Origin of the sequence: Pseudanabaena minima str. Chao 2107 (assembly GCF_051131155.1) — a bacterium.
GTDB lineage: Bacteria > Cyanobacteriota > Cyanobacteriia > Pseudanabaenales > Pseudanabaenaceae > Pseudanabaena > Pseudanabaena minima.
Genome location: NZ_CP159508.1, coordinates 3,743,763 through 3,763,155 on the forward strand (window position 1 = coordinate 3,743,763; position 19,393 = coordinate 3,763,155).

A 19,393-nucleotide genomic window follows, 5' to 3' on the forward strand; every position below is an offset into this window, starting at 1 on the left:
TTTGTTAAAGGTATTAAGGATTTTTATATTTTGATTGCATAGCTAATATAGCAATCTCAGCTATACAATCATCAAAAAACTGTAGTGGCAATTCATGAATTGCCACTACAGTTTTTTGAGATCTATCTGATGTTACGTGGAAGTTTCTAAGACCCTCACCCCTAGCCCCTCTCCCAAAGGGCGAGGGGAACAAGAATTTTCTGGATTCTTCTCCCCCTCTCCTCTTTGGGAGAGGGGGCTGGGGGGTGAGGGCAATCTTCATTCCGCGTAACATTCAGATCTATATCTAATTGCCAGGGGTGGGCTTCAGCGTAAATAGGAAATCTAGGCGGGTAGTTTTGGCATCGACATTGGTGGAAGTTACGGCAATGCCGTTAATGGCATCAAGTACAGACCGAATTTCAGTAAAACTGGGATTAGACTTGACTTCAGGCGGCAAGAGGCGATCGGCAAGGGAAAGTGCCGTAGTCATATTTAGATAGAAGTAGCCGCCATTGGATTTAGGAATGTCGGTAGTGAGAATTTTGAAAGAACTACTTTGAGGTAAATTGTTGGCAGGAGTCGGCACAAAGGTATTGGCAAGATCGCCCATAGACCAGAACACAAAGTTATTATCTAACGTGCCGCGTGTTGCCACATTGGTATTACCGATCGCCCAAGTAATCACCGATTTATCACCAATTTGCTTGGGTTTAAGATCAACTCCTTTAGGCAGTAGTCCGCCAGAATTCGTTTGGGCAACCTTATCGATTTTATCAAGGGCTGTTTTGGCTGCATTCTGATCACTGGCTTGAGCGAGCGCTACAAATCCAAACCCTGGATTCGCTAAGATACCTTGATTATTAGGAATAGCGGCGATCGCAAACTCACCATTCATCCATTTGAGAATGTCCTGATCGAGATCGAGTTTAGTACTATCCTTTACAGCTTTGCGAATCTGATCGATCAGTTGTGCGGAACTGGAATTTCCCTTGGCTTGGGCAACTAGCGATTGCCATGACTGATAGAGATTTACTCCCGAAACTAATAAAAAGGTTTCCTGTGGTAAGAGATTGAGAACCTTGGCTTCATTATTGGCAAGGGGATTAGAATTATCATTTTTGAGATAAGTATTAATCTCAAACCGCAAACCTTCTTTCTGCGTACCACCCGTCAAAGTCATCGCATCTAGCTCTCGCTTGGACTGCGCGATCGCCGCTTCGTTGAGATTGAGATTAGCTTGTGAGCCAATAAACTCAAGGGCAACTTCCCCATCTAAATAAACCTGTAACAATGGTTCAACTAGTTTCGTTTGATTAGTCGCACCATAAATCTTGGCAAAGATTGGTTTCTTGGCAAGAGATGGATTACTACCCTTATAGGTATCGATCGCCTGTTGGATCACTGTGGGGCTAGTGGCGATCGCCACATATTGTCCACCAATGTCTGCCGTCACCACACTGTTGTTTGGGTCGCGAGTAGGAGACTCGTAATAGGTGACATCCTTATACTGCTTAGCAGTAAATTTTGCCCCTTGTTGTGCCAATGCCCCACGATATTTTGACAAAAAAGCATCAGACTTGCTGCGATCGCGGGTTGGGGCAATGACTAAGGTTGCCGCAGGTGCTTGTGGCTGCGCCGCATTTGGGACAAGCGCCGTAATGATATAACCCTCTAACCAAGGCTGCACATCGCGACTATATTCAGTTTTGCTCTGGACTAGCAAAGAATTTAACGGTGACTTGGTAATACTTTCACTGATCAGCTTTTGCGAGGCGGGTGTGCCAAATTGCGCCAGTTTATTCCAAGGCTCAACTTTGGTATTAAAAGCCATCACCACTTGTGCTTCTTGAGGGATTGCCGCCGCCGCGCCTAAAATCCCTTTAATCGCCTGCGCTTTTTGCGTAAAATAGAAATACGCACCCCCTGCGCCTGCGGCGATCACGGCTGCCCCAATACCGATATACATCAGCATTGCTGATTGCTTTTGTTTAGCAGATTTGTTGGTTCTAGATGACTTCGACATGGGTATGGAATAAACCTAAAAGTTGCAAGATGTTAAGCTCCAAGTCTCAATCAAGATACTACAGAATCGGACACAAATCGTCAGAGTACTAATCGCTACATAATATATGGGGGCATAATTGAAACCCAGTGCTAAAACCTATGATGCAGTCTGTGCGTGCGTCATAGGTTTTAGAGTTTTCTATTCATCGCCTACCTACCTATAGCAAAAAAAGAGTTAGCTAGTACAACCCAAAACCCAAGAATCGAGTGGCGGCGAGAAGCACCGCCACTCGATTCTTGGGTTTTATGTCCTAAGCAAAACTTGCTTTGCTATATATAGCTGTCGCCATTCTTGTTAGGACTTAAAACCGAAATAGTGTGAGGCGGCGCGAAGCGCCGCCTCACACTATTTCGGTTTTGATTTATCCTGATACAGGTGGCGATAGCTATAAAAACAATTTCTGATAAAAATCTGTCTTTGGTATATTTTTATCAAAATTGCTTTGTTTTTTCAATTCTTGTAATGCTAAGCGATTTGATAATGAGAATTGCCAAATGAAACCTCAAAAATCGACTTGATAATGAGAATTACTGTATTCTTTTGAATATAGTTTTATCGAAAAAAAAGCTTTTAATAGCAAGCTCATCTTGTTTTTGAAAAGCTGCTTTTTTTCTATCCTTGAAACTAGATAGCTCAATTTCATAGGACGTATAGATGACACATGGATACAGATAATCTAGCCGTTTATAGCCTTATTGAACAGTTACGTGGCTATGGTCGCAAGCAGTTTACTGGCAAGCTGGAACTTCATAGTGTCAAAGATTACAAATGGAGTGTTTATTACTGTCATGGGAGATTGGTATGGGCTTCGGGGGGAGCGCATAATTATCGCCGTTGGCGAAGACTAATGGGACAGTACAAACTACAGATAGACTTCAACAAAATTTCTTTCCGCACTATCGATGAGATTCGGCTTTGGGACTATCAAGTGCTGGTAATCCTGATGAAACGCATGGTCTTAACCCGTGAACAAATTACACCGATTATTGAGGGTTTTGTTCAGGAAGTACTGTTTGACATTATCCAATGTGCTGCTAATGAAAAGATCACCTATTACTGTGATTTTGAAGATGAGATTACACCAGTGATTTCCTTGATCCATGCGGAACATGCAATTGATCAAGCTCACCAAGAATGGTTAACATGGCGCAAAGCTGGAATCGCAGATTTTTCGCCAAATCTTGCACCTTGGATTAAGCGCCCATCACAACTTAAGGAAGAAGCGTCAGAACTCACTTATAAAACTTTGATTACGATCCTTGATGGAAGGCGATCGCTGCGGGAATTAGCAGCATGGATGAAGAAAGATCTACTTAATCTTGTACAGTCATTGATGGCTTATTATCATCGTGGGATGATTGGACTTGTAGAGGTTGCGGACATTCAATCTCCTATCTCTGCTCTATCACTAAATGAAAGTGAGTCCTCAAAAGATGACTCCTCTCGCTTAACAGAAAAAAGGAAAACTCAGAAAAATATCCCTATTCTCTCAAGACCACTCATTGCCTGTGTAGATGATAGTAATCAGGTATGTGCAACTATCGAACAGATAGTTACAGGTTTCGGATTTGGTTTTTTAGGAATTCGAGATTCTATTAATGTCTTGCCTTTGCTAGTTGAAAATAAACCAGAGATGGTAATTTTAGATTTAGTAATGCCGATCATCGGTGGTTATGAACTCTGTACACAAATTCGCCGCATACCAGAGTTTAAAGATACACCTATTCTGATTTTGACTAGCAATGATACGTTGTTTGATCGCCTGAGATCAAAATTTGTTGGTGCTACAGCTTTTATCTCCAAAACTGCGGGTAATGAAAAGATCGGCGAACAGATCCAGAGATATCTAATTCCTTCTAACAATGAGAACAAAGAACCTTCACCCATTAATTTTAATTCGTCAGAAACTTCTAGTTAAGGTAGAAATCTATGTTTAATTTGTTCAATCTCTTTCCAATTGATAATTCCCCAAAAGAACCTTTATCTGACTCATCAAAACAGTTGTTAAGCCAACAGATTTTTACAACTAATCAACCCAATGCAATTGTGCAGGATTTTGAGACGTTTATCGAGTTTCTGCAACTTCATAAAGTCGAAGTAAGTGCTAATCAACATGCGATCGCACCCAAATATCTTGCCGATCTTAATAGCCGCCTCAGTCACCCCACCACCATCGATTTTCAACGTCCTAGTCAGAAGTCTTACCCTTATATTCATGGTTTGTATTTGTTATTACGTGGCTCAGCGATCGCGCAGGTGCAATTAGACAAAAAGAAAAATATACTGCACATTGATCCGCAAGTTCTGCAATCATGGCAGCAATTAAGCATAATTGAGAAGTATTTTAATCTCCTTGCCACATGGATCTATTATGCCTCTGAGGACATTATGGGTGATGGTAGACGGCTTTTTCCTGAATGGTTTTCTGTATTTAATAGTTGGAGAGATTTAGCTAAAGGGGATTTGAATTTTACGGATGGTTCTAAAAATAACAATTGGCTGAATTATGTGAAACTGCATAACTTGGCTTTGTTAAATCTGTTTGGATTTGTGGAATTAAAAGATGCGGAACCTCTTGCAGGTAAAGGTTGGCGGGTAACTAAGGTAAAAGCATTACCATTTGGGACAGCCATGATGGAGCTATTGGACAAAACTAATTGGAAAAAGGGAATGTTGAGTGAATCTGGAGATGATATTTCAGATTTATTTATAGAAAAGCCATCTTCATCGCCTAAACTCGATATAGTCGTGCAGAATTTAACTCCAACGGAGATATTGCAAGAAGAATTTCAAGCGCTTGAGCTATTTCCCACATGGGAGCATAATTTACAATTGCCTGAGCCTGAAGCCCAAGATGGGATCTTTACTTTTAAAGTGTCCATTCAAATCCACATTCAAAAATCTAAGGATAAATTTTCTACGGAAACCATATGGCGTAAGATTGCCATTCCTTCTCATCTCACACTCTATGATTTTAGTTGTGCAATTCTCAAAGCCTTTGATTTTGCAAACGATCATCTACATCAATTCACCTACAAAGATCATCAAGGCTTCAAACAGAGCATTTATCATCCTTACACTCAATATGAAGAAAATGCCATCTTTACCGATAAAGTTTTGCTGAGAGATTGGCAAATTAATATCGGCGATCGCATTACCTATGTGTTTGATTTTGGTGACTGGTGGGAGTTTAATGTGGTCTTAGAAAGTATTGATGAACCTGATCCTAAGTTCAAAAAGGCAAAGGTGATCGATAAAAAAGGCAAGGCTCCAGAACAATATCCTGACTATGACGATGATGAATAAAAATAAGCCAAGAACTCAAGTTCTTGGCTAAAAGCTCAAGTCTGCTAAAGCAGACTAAATAATAATAGCAACCCGTTTCAACGGGTTTTAGCTTTCAGCCTGCACTTGAGTGCAAGGCTGTTATTTTACTTGAGTTCGTTCTGTAGATACTCCACCACTGACTCAATTTCTACCAAAGTTGCCACCTTCGTCGCCCGATTGACAATTTCTACCTTGCCATCAGCGATCGCCTTACCCGTAACCACCCGATAGGGAATGCCCACAAGATCAGCATCCTTGAACTTGACACCAGCCCGTTCATCGCGATCGTCAAGTAATACTTCCACACCTGCTGCCTCGAGGGCAGTATAGAGCCTCTCACCGACATCCATTTGCTTAGCATCGCCCACATTCGGCACGGTAACGATTACATGGTAAGGTGCGATCGCCTTATTCCAGATGATGCCATCTTTGTCGTAGGACTGTTCCACGGCGGCTTGGGCGAGGCGCGAGACACCTAAACCATAGCAACCCATGACTAAGGGTAGCTCTTCACCTTGCTCATTGGTGAAGGTCGCCTTCATCGCTTGCGAATATTTAGTTCCCAATTGGAAGATATGCCCAACTTCGATACCTCTGGCAGTTTGCAGGATTTGTGAAGGATCATGAACAGCGCGATCGCCTGCTTTGGCTTTATCAAGATTTACAACTGTGGGTAATGTAAAATCCTTACCCCAATTTGCGCCAACAACGTGATAATCAGCTTCATCTGCACCTGTGACAAAATTATGTAAATGCTCAACAGTGCGATCGGCTAAGCGGAGAAACTTAGGAGAAACTGCGGAGCTTTTATCAATATAGGAATCATCCAGACTTGGTGAGATAAACCCGACAGGAAGTTTGGAATGCGCCCATTTTTGTTGAGATTCAGGATCGGCAACTTGGAGGTTGATAACGGCTTTTCCACCGTAGTTACTTGCTAGTTTCGTCAGTTCATTTTGGAGTTTTACTTCGTTAACATCGCGATCGCCACGAATGCTAACTAATACTAAAACTGTTGTGCCATTGTCATAAATGACTTGATAGAGAACCTGTTTGACAACTTGGGTGGGGTCGCATTTCAGCAACTTGCACACAGTCTCAATGGTTCCCTTTTTGGGTGTATGCACTTTCTCAAACTTGTCGAAGTGCGAAGGTACAGCCTCAGGTGGTAAAGATACTGCTTTCTCGACATTAGCGGCGTAGCTACTATCTTCGGTAAAGAGAATGTCATCTTCACCAGCTTCCGCTAATACCATAAACTCCTGCGAACCCGAACCACCGATTGCTCCTGAGTCTGCCTCTACTGCACGGAATTTTAGACCGCAGCGATCGAACATCTTCCGATAGGCGCGATCCATTTCGTAGTAGGTTTCTTTAAGGCTCTCTTCATTTTCATGGAAGGAGTAACCATCCTTCATGATGAACTCGCGCCCACGCATCAAGCCAAACCGAGGACGAATCTCATCGCGGAACTTGGTTTGGATTTGGTATAAATGCTGTGGCAATTGGCGATAGGAGCGGATCGTATCTCTAGCGATCGCTGTAATAATTTCTTCGTGGGTAGGACCAAGCCCGACTTCACGATTAGCGCGATCGGTGAGGGCAAACATGATCCCTTCGGCTTTGGTGTAGGTATCCCAGCGTCCTGACTCTTGCCATAGTTCCGCAGGTTGCAGTTGCGTCAACAGGCATTCTTGCGCTCCTGTGTCGTTCATCTCTTCGCGGACGATCGCCGAGATCTTTTGCAAAACGCGCCACATGAGCGGCAAGTATACATACAAGCCTGAACCTACGCGCCTGATGTAGCCCGCACGGAGTAATAGTTTGTGACTTGTGAGTTCTGCTTCGGCGGGATCTTCACGCAGAGTGACCCAGAGCATTTGAGATAGACGCATATTGCTGGAGGTATTCGCTGATGTTCGCTAGGGATATTCGCTAGAATTTCGTTAATCTGTTAACGGTGATTCTGCCTGACGATCATATCAGGACTTGTAGCTTTGGTGTTGATGCTATAATGTCATACAGCGTTATGACAAGCTAAACCTATGAGAGTTAATGCCCGACTCGACAGCGATCGCGCTAGTAAGTTCAACTACATCCGTCAGCGTACCAATCAAGGTACTTCGGAAATAATGAAGGCGGCGATCGATCTTTACTATGAGAGGTTGCGTCAAGAAACGACCGTAAAGCCTTTGCAACTTCTCCAACAAGCAGGGTTAATTGGTTGTGCTGAAGGGGAACCCGATTTGTCAGTAAATTACAAGCAATATCTCACTGAAAGTCTCAACGAAAAATATGGTCATCGTTGATTCAGGCTTTTGGATTGCGTTAATCAATCGCCGTGATGATTATCATGCGATCGCGCAAAAGGTTTTAGACACTGTTGATGAGCCTCTAATTACAACATGGTGTGTGATTACGGAAGCTTGTCATATTCTCTTAAAACGAACAGGCACAAATGCTCAACAAACTTTCATTCACAGTTTAGAAGTTGGAGCATTTGAAGTTTTCGATCTTCAGGTTCAAGATGGTAAGAGAATTAGTGAGTTAATGAAGCAGTATAGTTCTCTGCCAATGGATTTAGCGGATGCTTCTCTAATTATTCTTGCTGAGCATTTGGGGCATGGACGCATTCTATCCGTTGATTTTCGAGACTTCAATACCTATCGCTGGAAAAACAGGCATCCTTTTGAGAATTTAATGCATTTAGACTAACTTACCGATCTTTTTCTTGTTGAGTTAATCCCAAAGGGATTAGAAATTCTTCTAGTAATATTTCCCCTGCGTGGGTTGGTGGGTGATGGGTTGGTATGCGTGACATATTCTTTCTATGCTACTCCATAGCCTGTATAGGGTCTTTTGTAGGGAGGATGTAAACCTAGCACGATGTCTTCTTTGGGAATACCGAACTCTAGTAACTCTTGTCCTACGTCAATATCAGTTGTATTTTGCTGTAGCCAGATTTTTCCGTCTTTGATGTCGAAATGTAGAACAGTATGATAGACACGCTTCAATCCTTTCCAGCCAATACGCATCAGTTGATAGCGATCGCGCACGGTGTCAAAAATCAACTCATTCTCTACATCGTCTTGGGTTTTAAAATGACTATGCCTTTCTAGAAGATTTTGAATGTATAGACGGTAATTTTCTAGTTTATCCATTTGACTATCTCCTCAGCGATGGGTTCATAGACAATCAGCTTTAATTGATACCAATCAAATATAAAGCAATTGATTCGCAATTTCATCGGCTGTCAAGGTGTCAAGAAGCATGGCAACCCTTTCGGCAATTTCATAGGGATTTCTCCGTTTAGCGATGATGATTCCTGCGTGTGTCTGGTTATTCAAGACATAACTCGTATGAAGTTTCTCAAAATCGAGTCGGTTGTGGGTCAGCATACAACGCCCCATTGATGCGGCAAAAGCTAGTTGCTGGGGATCGAGTTCGCCTAAAGTTTTCTGCTGTCTTGCTGTGGTTGCGTCTAATCCTCTAGCGATGAGTAGGGTAGCAACTAGAATATCCACATCTTCATCGATGTAAATTTGAGCGAAAATAGTCATCTTTGATTTAGTCTAGCTTTGATGAGTGGATGTACTAGCTCATCGGGAACGTGGTTGCGTTCGATGTATTCGTTGATTTCTGCTTGGTTGTCTAGATAAAAGCTAAGGGCATCAAAGATTTGCGCGAGATTGAGATGTGGTAAGTGTAATGGAATTTCTTCTGGTCTAACTCCTAAGCGCCAGTTTTCAACAATGGCTCTAACGGGTGTTCTGGTTCCATCGATGATTGGTTCGCCTGAGAGGATTTCAGGGTTACGGGTGACATGGCGGGAGATGGTTGCTGTTTTCATGTGGTTTTGCTCTCTAAACTGTCATCAGTTTTGCTCTGTGATATGGCTGATATCTGGAATAGGCGTTTTACTTTTTAGGTTTGGCTTCAAGTCCTGCTTTAAAGGCGGTAAGGAGAACTTCCACAAAATCATTTTTGGCAATTTTTTTGATGGCTTCAAATGCACCTGCTTTAAATGCAGCAACTAGACGATCTTTAAGGGTTGGTTTGTTTTCTATCTCTTCCATTGCGGCGGCGGTGATGATTTCTTTGCCTGCTTCGCTGGTGGGATCGGAGATTTGGGGGACGATTCCTTGCAGGATTTCAACGAGTTCGATCGCTAGTTCTTGGGTGTTGGGGTCGTCTATGCTGTAGTAGTTGTTTTGTGTGCCGATGTTGTCGCCTGTGACGGTTTGATCGCCTGCGATGACTTGTCCTACGGGGGCGTTGAAGTTAAAGGTCATAGTTTTCTCATTGGGTAATGTTTAGTGGTTGGTTAGGACTCAGGTGCTGTCTTTTGGTTGTTTTGTGTGGCAATATTATCACCCTGAACTATTAGATTTCCACTAACTACTTGCCCTACTTTGTCGTTGAAGATGTAGGTGTTGCCTGTGGTGGGGTTGGGGTTATCTTCGGGGGGTAAGGGTGTTTGGGCTATGTCGTAGTTGTAGTATTTGCATCGGGCTTGGATGGCGGTGATGACTGAGAGGGCTTCTTGGCTCGATTCTGTGGGGATGAGGGTGAGGAGATGGGGAAGTTGTTGGGTGAGGATGGGTAAGTTGCGATCTGAGCCAGCAATCCTGATTAAAGCTCTTGCTGCTCTATTACGCGCGTAATCATAAAAACTTTCAAGATCCAAAATCAGATCTTCTAGCTCCTTATCGCTACCAATTTTTCCTAATGACTCTGCTGCTTTGTCACGAACATTGTCCTCTGAATCGCTTTTAATAGCAGCCATAAGTACATCAACCGCTTTGCTACCCCCAATTTTTCCTATTGCTTCTGCTACTCTCTCACGCGCATTGTCACCTAGGTCTTTGAATGTTTGAAGAAGTGCATCAATTGACTTACTAGTTCCAATATTTACTAATGCTTGTTCTGCTTCGCGGCGAACAACAAAATCTGAATCTTGAAGAATAGAAACGAGGAAATTTACTGCTTTGAAACTACCAATTTTTCCTAGTGCTTCTACTACACTCTCACGTCCATGAACATCCAAGTCTTTGAAGGCTTGAATCAGAACATCAACTGCTTTATTACTTCCAATATTTACTAATGTCTCTAATGACTTCTCTCTAACAGAGTGATCTGAAGCGTTAATAGTAGAAATGAGAGCATCAACTACTTTAGTAGTATTAATGTTATCGACACTACTAAAAAATGCTTCTGCTGCTTTCTCACTCCCGTAATAATCTGAATTTTGGAGAACAAAAAAAAGTATGTCAATTGCTTTGGAATTCGCAGTCTTACCTAACACCTGTAAAGATCTTTCACGAATGGAATAACAATACTTTGAATCATTGATAATAGCTATTAGCGAATCTATAGCTTTCTCGTTAACAATAACATTAATATTATTGAATAACGTCTCTTGATTCTTCTCATTATTAAATAATGCCTCTTCTGCTTTTTCTAAATAATTGAAAACAGAAAGTAGCGCTTCAACTGCTCTGATACCACCAATTTTACCTAGCGCTTCTGCTGCATTTGATCGCACATCATAATCTGAATGATTAAGAGCTTGAATGAGCGGCTCAACAGCTTTATCGCTACCAATATTACCTAACGCTTCTGCTGCTTCAAGCTCTTGGTAGTAGCTGTATGGATTTTCGAGGGCTTGAATGAGTGGTTCAACAGCTCTTTTACTACCAATCTTACCCAATGCTTTAGTTGCATGTCTGCTCACAAAGCGATTTGGGTGTTTGATAGCTTGAATAAGGGTATCAACTGCTTGATGACTGCCAATCTTGCCTAATGCCTTCTCAGATGATATACACACATCTTCAGCTTGACTCGCATACCTCGAATCATTGAGATCTTGGATTGCATCGTTGAGAGTTTGAATTAGAGGTGCAACTGCTTTATCACTGCCAATATTTCCTAGCGCATCTGCTACTATTTCGCGCAGATGATAGTTGGGGTATTGGACAATAACAGTAGGATGTAAATAACTTGCTGGCATAAAAATCTTACGCAGACAACTTTTTATTGTTTTTTTATCAATTCTTTGTTCATAAATATAAGTTGCATTAAGAGATGGAATGAGTAAATCAACTATTTTATTACTAGCACTCTTAGATAATGATTCATAATCAAGAGAGGTGATGAGCGTCTCAATATTAAGACAAGAAATAAGTGCATCAACCGCTTTGTCATTACCAACTTTACCTAATACTTTTGCGATTTTTTGTCGCACACTAGAATCTGAATCATTGAGGGCTGAAATAAGTGCATCAATCGCTTTCTTACTACCTATCTTTCCTAATGCTTCTGCTACTTCTTGACGTGCATTATAATCTAAATCATTGAGAGCAAAAATAAGTGCTTCAACTGATTTTTTATCATCAATCTTACTTAATACATTTATTGCTTTCTGTCGCACACGAATCTCTGGAGCTTTAAGAGCTAAGGTTAAAGAATCAATAACTGTTTCACCCCCTATTGCACCTAATATATATGATACTATCTGATATACAGAAGTATCTGGATCAAAGAGTGCTGTAAGTAGTGATTTAACCACCTTATCACTCCCTATATTAACCAGTGCATTTGCTGCTTTTCCTCGGACATTATAATCTGAATCCCTTAGAGCTACTATAAGTGCATCAACAGACTTATCACAGCCGATATTTCCTAGTGCTTCTGCTGCTTTTTCACGCAATTCATAATCTGAGTCTTTGAGAACTTTTAGTAGTGTACTAACGGCTCTTACATCCTTGCTATTGAATAGCAATTCTGCTGCTTTTTCACGCAATTCATAATCTGAGTCTTTGAGAACTTTTAGTAGTAATTTAAATACTCGATCACTGTCAATTCTGGCTAAAGCCTCTAATGCTTTCTTCTGCAAGCTAGAATCAGGATGTTTAAGAACTTTAATAAGAGATTCAATTGATTTTGCACTGACAGTAATATTACTTAATGCACTAAATAAAGTTTTTTCTGCTTTCCATCTTACATCATAATCTGAATCATTGAGCGATAATATAAGTACACTAATAGCTTTATCATTAACTGTGTCATTAGCAATTTTGGTTAATACCTCTGCTGATTGACAACGCATATAAACATCCGAGTTCTTAAGATCAGAAATAAGAGCTTTAATTGCCCTATCAGTACCAATATTACCTAATACCTCTGTTGCTATCTCATGAACATGATAATCTGAATCCTGAAGTGTTTGCACAAGAGTGGCAACTGCAAAATCAGATTTTGTTTCTCCTAATATCTCAATTAATGCTAGTTTATGTATCTCTCTTTTTTCTAATTCTTTAGCCAATAACCCAATAGTCTTTTCTTGAAATTCATACTTCACCGCTCCAGCCAACCTCGCTCCCAAACGCAAATCCACCTCCAGTGCTACCCGCACAACCCGCACTGCCTGTTCTTCATCCTCCACTAACGCCAACATCAACGCCAAAGGTTCCGTCCATTTCAAATAATTAAGATAGACCTGCTGTAGCCGTGCATCACTCAAACTCGGCAACAGTCCCAACAACCACTCCGCCGCATAATATTCCTGAATCAACTGATGCCGAAATTCAATATATTCTCCAAAAGCAACTTGAAGTAAGTGATACTTTATAAGGTCATCAAGGCAGTCTCTTGCAAATTTTGGAGGGTACGGCTCGTCTTGGAATCGTTCTTTAAATGTCTGTTCAATTTCATCCCTATACATGACAGTACGAAAATCAACAGGCGAATCTCCTTTCATCATCTTAGATGCTAAATGCTCAAGTGCAGAAGACCAAAGACGCTGATCTGATAAAGGTTGAACATCTCCCTTGAGTACAGCAACCTGATAATAACGAATGCTTTCAGTTTCATAAAACTTAGTGAATTTCCGAAATATCTCACCTAAATTTTCAGGAATCTGCTCCGACTGCTGAAACAACGAACAAAGCATCCATAACAACAAAGGCGTTTGCCCAAACTCTCGCAACCGTCCCGACAACTGCCGCAACAACCTCTCCCCCTGCGTCGGCAAATACGCCATCACAAACTGCTGCATCTGCGGCTCCGTCAAGGGCTGCATCTCTAACCGCTTCGCAATCCCCAAATCCCCACCCGCACTCAACTCCCGCGTCGTAAAGATCATCGGGCAAGTTTTTTGATAAAGCTCCCGAAATTGATTTACCATGACGCGACCGCGATCCGATGGCAACTCATTCACCCCATCCACCAACAGCAACAACCGCCCCTGACTCAATAGCTGCTTAATCCCAGTCTCATCAATATCCAAAGCAGGATCGTGTTTGTGCATAAAAGCAAGAATGCGATCGCATACAGATGATTCATTCGCCTCCGAGGGTAAATACCGCAACTCCACCAACACAGGAATTTTCGCTTGCTGATCCTTTAACGCCTTTCCCGCCTCATCCCACAACAACCGCGCCAAAGCCGTAGACTTCCCCGATCCTGGTCTACCCACCAGCAACACATGATTACCTAAGTCATGCTTACCCGCATACTTACAGATCCCCTCCAACACAGGCAACCGCTCGATTTTTTCCTTCTTTTCGCGATCGCGTTCTGATTCTCCTTCCTGCTCAGACTTTGGCGGCTCCACCGTCTGCACCATTAAGCCGAAGTCAAAAAAAGCAGGAGCAATCTGCTCACGATCCACACGTTGCGATTCCCGTCCCGTCGCATCCGTCAGCGTATACAAGCGCCACCACTGCTGATAAGCGCTTATCACTGACCTTAAATAACCATCAAAACAAATCTCTACACCCATGCCCTAGCTACCGAAAATAGCGGCAAAATCTTGGGTCTATAATAACTTTTTCACATTGAAAATCTAGCAATCTTCTAAAATTAAAGTATCCACAAACTTTGATGATCCTAGCCTATGCAACCAAACTATCTCAAGCATGACAGGGCAAGCACGGGGGCATTGCCCCTACCCTAAATAATTTAGATCTTGTAGGGGCTGTGCCCCCGTGCCAGCCCTAGACTTTTGCCATCGCAGGAAGTTCTTCCATGCATCAATAAAACATAATGCGATCGCCAAAACATAATGCGATCGCCCGAACAATCGACCGAACAAACGTTAAGATACCGACGGGGATCTAGTCTGCTAAGATCAAGCCTAGGTATTTACCGTCCTGTTTAGTTCATGCCCCACTTGTTGGGGATTGTTTGGGAATCTTTTAGAGCCACGTCACCGCCATGATGCAATCGGAAAATCTTCGTCAACGTGCCGCCGTATTGGGTTTGCAAGTCTTTAGCAAGCGCTCAGCCGTGCGGCTTGGCATCGTCACCCAAATCTGGCTAGATGTCGATCAGAGGCGGGTCGTCGGCATGACCGTCGCTGAAAGATTTGTCCCAGGCACACCGATCGGCATAGGTGACACATTTTTCATGTCCCTTGACAATATTGACTTGCTGGGGCCAGATGCCATCTTGGTAGATGACGAATCGGTACTCGAAGATATTTTAATTACTGAGCGCTACACCACCCTCATTAACAACGAAGTAGTCACAGAATCAGGTGAATTGCTTGGTAAGGTACGCGATTTTAAATTTGACCCAGAGACGGGTGATTTACTTTTCTTAATTGTTGCCTCCATCGGTAACCCAATTATCCCAGCCAGCTTGATTAGTACCTACGAGCTTGATGTCAATGAAATCATCGCCGTAGGACGCGATCGCATCATTGTCACTGAGGGCATGGAAGATCGGATGACCCAGCTTAGCAAAGGCTTGCTAGAGCGTCTAGGACTAGGTAAAGCACCTTGGGAAGATGACTTCGAGGATGACTACATGCCACCATCGACAACAATTCGTGACAACGCTCTGTCATCAGGTACCAGAAGCACCTATTCACCACCACCGCAGCAGCAACGCCCTGTCTATCGTCAAGAACAATCATGGGACGATGGCGATAATTGGGCTGAGGAGCGCATTCCTGTAAATCCCCCGCAGCAACAACGTCGCCAAGCCAGAGCCGAAGTGCGTCCTGAGCCATCGCGCCCGATCGCCCCACCACCAGCGCCCATCGATAACTACGATGATGAGTATGATGATTTTGAAGACGATTATTTAGACACACCGAAAACTAATTTTCGTAACGAAACCCAACAGCAGATCCGTGATGCTTGGGGCGAAACCAAAATTCCTGACAAGTCCAAACAACGCATTCCCGAAGAGGAATTTGACGAAATTTAATGCTACCTCGTGACCTATTGAATCATGTTGAAAATCGCGATACCCTCAGCCGATTGCTGGATTTAGGCGATCGCGCTATCCAGACATGGGATGTCGTATGCAGTGATTTTCTATCACCGCCCGAAATTACGGAAGCACTACAAGTATTCGGCAAAATGACCGAAATCCACTGCCTAGCGTGGGGTGGCTACGAACAAGCCGAACGCCAAAGATTAGCGATCGCCCGTTCTGAGTTGCCTCTCGATCAGTCAATGGTGAGTCTTACACCCATATCGATTTCTGGGAACTTCCTATTTGACACGGCAACCCATCGCGATTTTTTGGGTGCGCTTCTTGGTACGGGTATAGAGCGTCAAAAGGTCGGCGATGTCAATGTCCTAGGTGAAAAAGGCGCACAGGCGATCGTCGTTCCCGAACTCGTAGAATACTTACAACTTCACTTCACACAAGTTCGCACAGTTCCCGTTAAGGTCAATGCGATCGCTTGGGAAGAGTTAAAAATTCGCATCCCCGTCACTAAAGAACTTACTTCCACTGAAGCTTCCTTAAGACTAGATGCGATCGCATCTTTTGGGTTTGGTATGTCGCGTAGCAAAATGGTAGATCTAATCAACGGCGAAGATGTACGTGTCAACTGGAAAACAGTTTCTCAGCCGAACTATCAACTCAAAACTGGTGATCTCATTGCCATTCGCGGTAAAGGGAGGGTCACGATTGGCGAAATTATGATTACCAAAAAGGAACGCTATCGAGTGCAAATGACGCGATCGGTTTAAAAAGAATAACGAAGGAAGAGAAAGTTGGAAAATAGCGATCGCCTAAATCATCCATACTTCCACCCCACAAGCGATCGCCCCTCAACAAATCAACAACACCAAACAGCGATCTCACCTATGCATAAGTTAAAATCAAGAAAATCCCAAAATACACACAATCACTAAGCTTTAAGATGAGATTTGAGTGGGATGAACGTAAAAATCAGATTAACCGTGCTAAACATGGGTTTGACTTTGCAGACGCTTATCTGATTTTTAATATGCCTATGGTTGTTGAACTTGACGCAAGAGAAAACTATGGAGAGGATCGGTATATCGGTATTGGTTTACTTCAAGGTCGAGTCGTGGTAGTCGTCTACGCAGAACCTGACGAAGAGACAATCAGAATTATTTCATTACGAAAGGCACTATCTTATGAACGCAGATACTACGAACAATACATCTCAGACTGATTGGGAAAGAATTGATGCTATGCGTGATGAGGATATTGATACATCTGATATTCCTCCATTATCATCAGAGTTTTGGGCTAAAGCAAAATTGAGAACTCCTAAACAAATTACAACATCGGTTCAAATCGATCCTGAAACTTTTGCATGGTTTCAATCGCAAGGAGAGAATGCATCTCAGCAAATGTCAGTTGCATTAAAAATCTATGCAGAAGCACATAAGTCTTATATCACAACGACAAGAGATTAGAATTTCTTGATCGCCTCTCAACCAACCAACATCTCCAAATAGCGATCGCCTAAATCATCCATACTTCCACCCCACAAGCGATCGCCCCTCAACAAATCAACAACACCAAACAGCGATCGCCCCTAATCTCATCAAAAAGCGATCGCCTAAAACATCAACCCTTTCCCCTCACAAGTGATCGCCCCTCAACAAACCAAGAACACCAAACAGCGATCACACCTAATCTCAATCAAAAAGCGATCGCCTAAAACATCAACCCTTTCCCCTCACAAGTGATCGCCCCTCAATAAACCAACAACATGAAACAGCGATCGCCACTAATCTCAATCAAAAAGCGATATTACAAAGAGATGTAAGTAAATTGTGATATCAAAACAAGTCATCATTACTGTTTGGTAATTGTTTTAGATGATTTAGAAAATCTCTCAATTCTCTGAAATCTAATAGTGTTCGCGATCTTTTTTGAAAGTTGCGATTGAGGTAATCACGAGCTTGCTCAACACTCCAGCCAATTCTTTGTATTTCTTGGTCTGTCTTTTCTATCAAATCTGCAATAGGACAAAACTGATACCCACTTAACTCAATCACTCCTACAATTAGCCTGTAGCACATTGGCTCATTGTCTGAATCTGCTTTTTGCCAAGGCTGTGCAAGACTTAATATGACTAAGCAACTAGATGATATTGTGTGACCAAGATCCAAAAGTTTACACATCTCAGGGTCTGTAATATTAGCAACTAAAGTCTTATCATAATTCCCAATTGGTATGCTTCCTTTCCACTTACCATATTGAGTTTTAAAACACTTAAAATCCTCTGTCTGCATAAGCTGTAGCGTTCTTCTCTTATGTCTGGGCAAACTCAGTAGATAAGAGTACGGAATAGCATTTAACCAATCCTCTTGCTGATAATGTAAAAGATTCGTTTCTCTAAAGCGCAGTAAATCCGCTGGTTTGGCTTGTCCACTTCGAGTCCATAAACCAGATAGAATAAGACGATTTTCAGATTCATGTCCATTGCCTTTTTCTTGGGATATAGGTATATCAATCTTATCTAGGGTTTCAATTGGCTCACCACTTACAACAGTTAAATTAGTTGGAACGTGACCGTCTTCTTCATTTGTCACGGGGCGAATCCATTCGCCTGTATTAAAGTTGATTCCTGCAATACACCTATTATTATGTTTACGAGAGTTTGCCAAACAAATTATCTCAGTCATAGTTCAAAGATGTTGAATATTTACATTATCCCATCTATTCTTTAGGTACTCTGCCACAAGTCGGCGATGACAATTATGTGGTTTTGCTTCACTACAGAGCAAACATCCATGATTGAGTAATTTGGGCGTAACTTTTTTCTCAATCTGACGATCTGATATAAGTCTTAAAAATTTTTGCTCATACACCCCCCAATCGCCTTTGCTTTTTTTGTACTCGACCAAAATATCTTTAGTTGGAGCTAAATCAAGAATATGCACATAATCAATCCCCCCAACTTGTTTAAGAAAATATTTTAAATCGTTTTTCTTAGTAAAGCCCGCTAACTGGGACACATTGTTTAGTCTTGTATCTATAACTGTTCTCACACCAGACTTTATCAAGGTATCAAAAAATTGCTCAGCACTTTTCTGAGTAAAGCCCATTGTAAATAATTGGATTGACTGACTAAGCATAAACTTCTCCTTTTGTTTCTACATAAGCGATTTCATTACCCTGCTTTTTATAGGCTTCCATGAGATAACCTTCACGATCTAACTCGTCAACATCTTGAACAGGTGATAAAGCATCAAACAGAGAAAGTTGACTAGCTGCTGTTTGTTCTACAAATTGCTTAAATCCCTGCTTAGCCAGCATCCTATCTTCTAATTCTCCATGAGACTCTAGTTCACCATTACTTTTAATATGCTGAATATCTAGATCATATTCCTTGAGATTTTTACAGACTAAAATTGCTCGATGGCAAGTTAAAGGATCTTTTTCGGCACACATCAACGCGATTCTATGACGACTTTTTACACCTTTTAAAATTCGCCTAATCCCTTCTGTAAATAAGTCAGTCGCCGCAATTCTTTCGTATAAAGCCTTACCATCGACATAGCAACTTTGGTCTTCAGGTCTTGCTCCTAACTCTTGACCTAAAAACACATAACGCACTTTTTCCGCTTCTAAATAATCCTTTAACTGCGCTTGGCAAAAATGAGGTAAATAACGACTATAGGGACGCGATCGCACATCAGCTAAAGCCGTAATCTCATGCCTTTGCAAAAGCTCAATGAAGGTTTTTATATTGTGGTTAGAATGACCAATAGTAAAAAGTTGCATTTTTCACAA

The 19,393-nt window shown here is 42.0% G+C and carries 18 protein-coding genes; 8 read left to right on the forward strand and 10 right to left on the reverse strand.

The window, feature by feature from the left end:
- Positions 1-286 precede the first annotated feature (286 nt).
- Complete coding sequence (locus tag ABM313_RS17125) at positions 287-2,005, reverse strand: DUF3352 domain-containing protein (RefSeq protein WP_434684369.1); 1,719 nt, start codon at positions 2,003-2,005, stop codon at positions 287-289.
- 703 nt (positions 2,006-2,708) lie between these two features.
- Between ABM313_RS17125 and ABM313_RS17130 the strand changes: the two genes are divergently transcribed.
- Both ABM313_RS17130 and ABM313_RS17135 read left to right on the forward strand, forming a co-directional pair.
- Complete coding sequence (locus tag ABM313_RS17130; protein WP_434684370.1) at positions 2,709-3,965, forward strand: response regulator; 1,257 nt, start codon at positions 2,709-2,711, stop codon at positions 3,963-3,965.
- 11 nt (positions 3,966-3,976) lie between these two features.
- Entirely contained in the window at positions 3,977-5,353 is a 1,377-nt protein-coding gene (locus ABM313_RS17135; protein ID WP_434684371.1) for a plasmid pRiA4b ORF-3 family protein, read from the forward strand.
- Between the two features lie 125 nt (positions 5,354-5,478).
- Here ABM313_RS17135 and ABM313_RS17140 read toward each other — a convergent pair whose 3' ends face one another.
- A complete protein-coding gene (locus tag ABM313_RS17140; RefSeq protein ID WP_434684372.1) occupies positions 5,479-7,269 on the reverse strand; it encodes a proline--tRNA ligase in 1,791 nt (596 codons plus the stop codon).
- Between the two features lie 150 nt (positions 7,270-7,419).
- On the opposite strand from ABM313_RS17140, the gene ABM313_RS17145 reads away from it, so the two are divergent.
- Both ABM313_RS17145 and ABM313_RS17150 read left to right on the forward strand, forming a co-directional pair.
- Positions 7,420-7,683, forward strand: coding sequence for a ribbon-helix-helix protein, CopG family (locus ABM313_RS17145; RefSeq protein WP_434684373.1), 264 nt, complete (start codon positions 7,420-7,422; stop codon positions 7,681-7,683).
- A complete protein-coding gene (locus ABM313_RS17150) occupies positions 7,670-8,089 on the forward strand; it encodes a type II toxin-antitoxin system VapC family toxin (protein WP_434684374.1) in 420 nt (139 codons plus the stop codon). Before ABM313_RS17145 ends, ABM313_RS17150 begins: the two co-directional genes overlap by 14 nt.
- Positions 8,090-8,202: 113 nt before the next feature.
- On the opposite strand, the gene ABM313_RS17155 is transcribed toward ABM313_RS17150, so the two are convergent.
- From ABM313_RS17155 to ABM313_RS17175, 5 genes are all read right to left on the reverse strand, one after another.
- On the reverse strand, positions 8,203-8,535 hold the full coding sequence (locus ABM313_RS17155) for a XisI protein (RefSeq protein WP_434684375.1): 333 nt from the start codon (positions 8,533-8,535) through the stop codon (positions 8,203-8,205).
- Positions 8,536-8,589: 54 nt separating this feature from the next.
- Positions 8,590-8,934 carry a DUF5615 family PIN-like protein gene (locus tag ABM313_RS17160; protein WP_094532524.1) on the reverse strand — a complete coding sequence of 115 codons (345 nt, stop codon included), beginning with the start codon at positions 8,932-8,934 and terminating at the stop codon, positions 8,590-8,592.
- The gene (locus ABM313_RS17165; RefSeq protein WP_055075740.1) at positions 8,931-9,224 is read right to left on the reverse strand and encodes a DUF433 domain-containing protein; all 294 of its coding nucleotides are present in this window, start codon (positions 9,222-9,224) and stop codon (positions 8,931-8,933) included. The genes ABM313_RS17160 and ABM313_RS17165 overlap by 4 nt, the downstream gene beginning before the upstream one ends.
- A gap of 67 nt (positions 9,225-9,291) precedes the next feature.
- The gene (locus ABM313_RS17170; protein WP_434684376.1) at positions 9,292-9,666 is read right to left on the reverse strand and encodes a hypothetical protein; all 375 of its coding nucleotides are present in this window, start codon (positions 9,664-9,666) and stop codon (positions 9,292-9,294) included.
- A 32-nt stretch (positions 9,667-9,698) separates the two neighbouring features.
- Positions 9,699-14,117 (reverse strand): HEAT repeat domain-containing protein, encoded by a 4,419-nt coding sequence (locus tag ABM313_RS17175; protein WP_434684377.1) that lies wholly within the window; start codon positions 14,115-14,117, stop codon positions 9,699-9,701.
- A 473-nt stretch (positions 14,118-14,590) separates the two neighbouring features.
- Between ABM313_RS17175 and ABM313_RS17180 the strand changes: the two genes are divergently transcribed.
- The 4 genes from ABM313_RS17180 to ABM313_RS17195 all read left to right on the forward strand — a co-directional run bounded on the left by ABM313_RS17180 (position 14,591) and on the right by ABM313_RS17195 (position 17,064).
- Positions 14,591-15,589, forward strand: a complete 999-nt coding sequence (locus tag ABM313_RS17180; protein ID WP_434684378.1) for a PRC-barrel domain-containing protein — start codon at positions 14,591-14,593, stop codon at positions 15,587-15,589.
- Positions 15,589-16,365, forward strand: a complete 777-nt coding sequence (locus ABM313_RS17185) for a photosystem II S4 domain protein (protein WP_434684379.1) — start codon at positions 15,589-15,591, stop codon at positions 16,363-16,365. The genes ABM313_RS17180 and ABM313_RS17185 overlap by 1 nt, the downstream gene beginning before the upstream one ends.
- 173 nt (positions 16,366-16,538) lie before the next feature.
- A complete protein-coding gene (locus ABM313_RS17190; RefSeq protein WP_434684380.1) occupies positions 16,539-16,817 on the forward strand; it encodes a BrnT family toxin in 279 nt (92 codons plus the stop codon).
- The gene (locus ABM313_RS17195) at positions 16,780-17,064 is read left to right on the forward strand and encodes a hypothetical protein (RefSeq protein ID WP_434684381.1); all 285 of its coding nucleotides are present in this window, start codon (positions 16,780-16,782) and stop codon (positions 17,062-17,064) included. The genes ABM313_RS17190 and ABM313_RS17195 overlap by 38 nt, the downstream gene beginning before the upstream one ends.
- 369 nt (positions 17,065-17,433) lie before the next feature.
- Here ABM313_RS17195 and ABM313_RS17200 read toward each other — a convergent pair whose 3' ends face one another.
- From ABM313_RS17200 to ABM313_RS17210, 3 genes are read right to left on the reverse strand one after another with little or no spacing between them, the layout of a single operon-like run.
- Entirely contained in the window at positions 17,434-18,282 is an 849-nt protein-coding gene (locus ABM313_RS17200) for a dual OB domain-containing protein (RefSeq protein ID WP_434684382.1), read from the reverse strand.
- A 3-nt stretch (positions 18,283-18,285) separates the two neighbouring features.
- Positions 18,286-18,735, reverse strand: a complete 450-nt coding sequence (locus tag ABM313_RS17205) for a DUF488 domain-containing protein (protein ID WP_434684383.1) — start codon at positions 18,733-18,735, stop codon at positions 18,286-18,288.
- Positions 18,728-19,384: a DUF488 domain-containing protein gene (locus ABM313_RS17210; protein ID WP_434684384.1), complete on the reverse strand. Its 657-nt coding sequence runs from the start codon at positions 19,382-19,384 to the stop codon at positions 18,728-18,730. Before ABM313_RS17210 ends, ABM313_RS17205 begins: the two co-directional genes overlap by 8 nt.
- Positions 19,385-19,393: the final 9 nt, after the last annotated feature.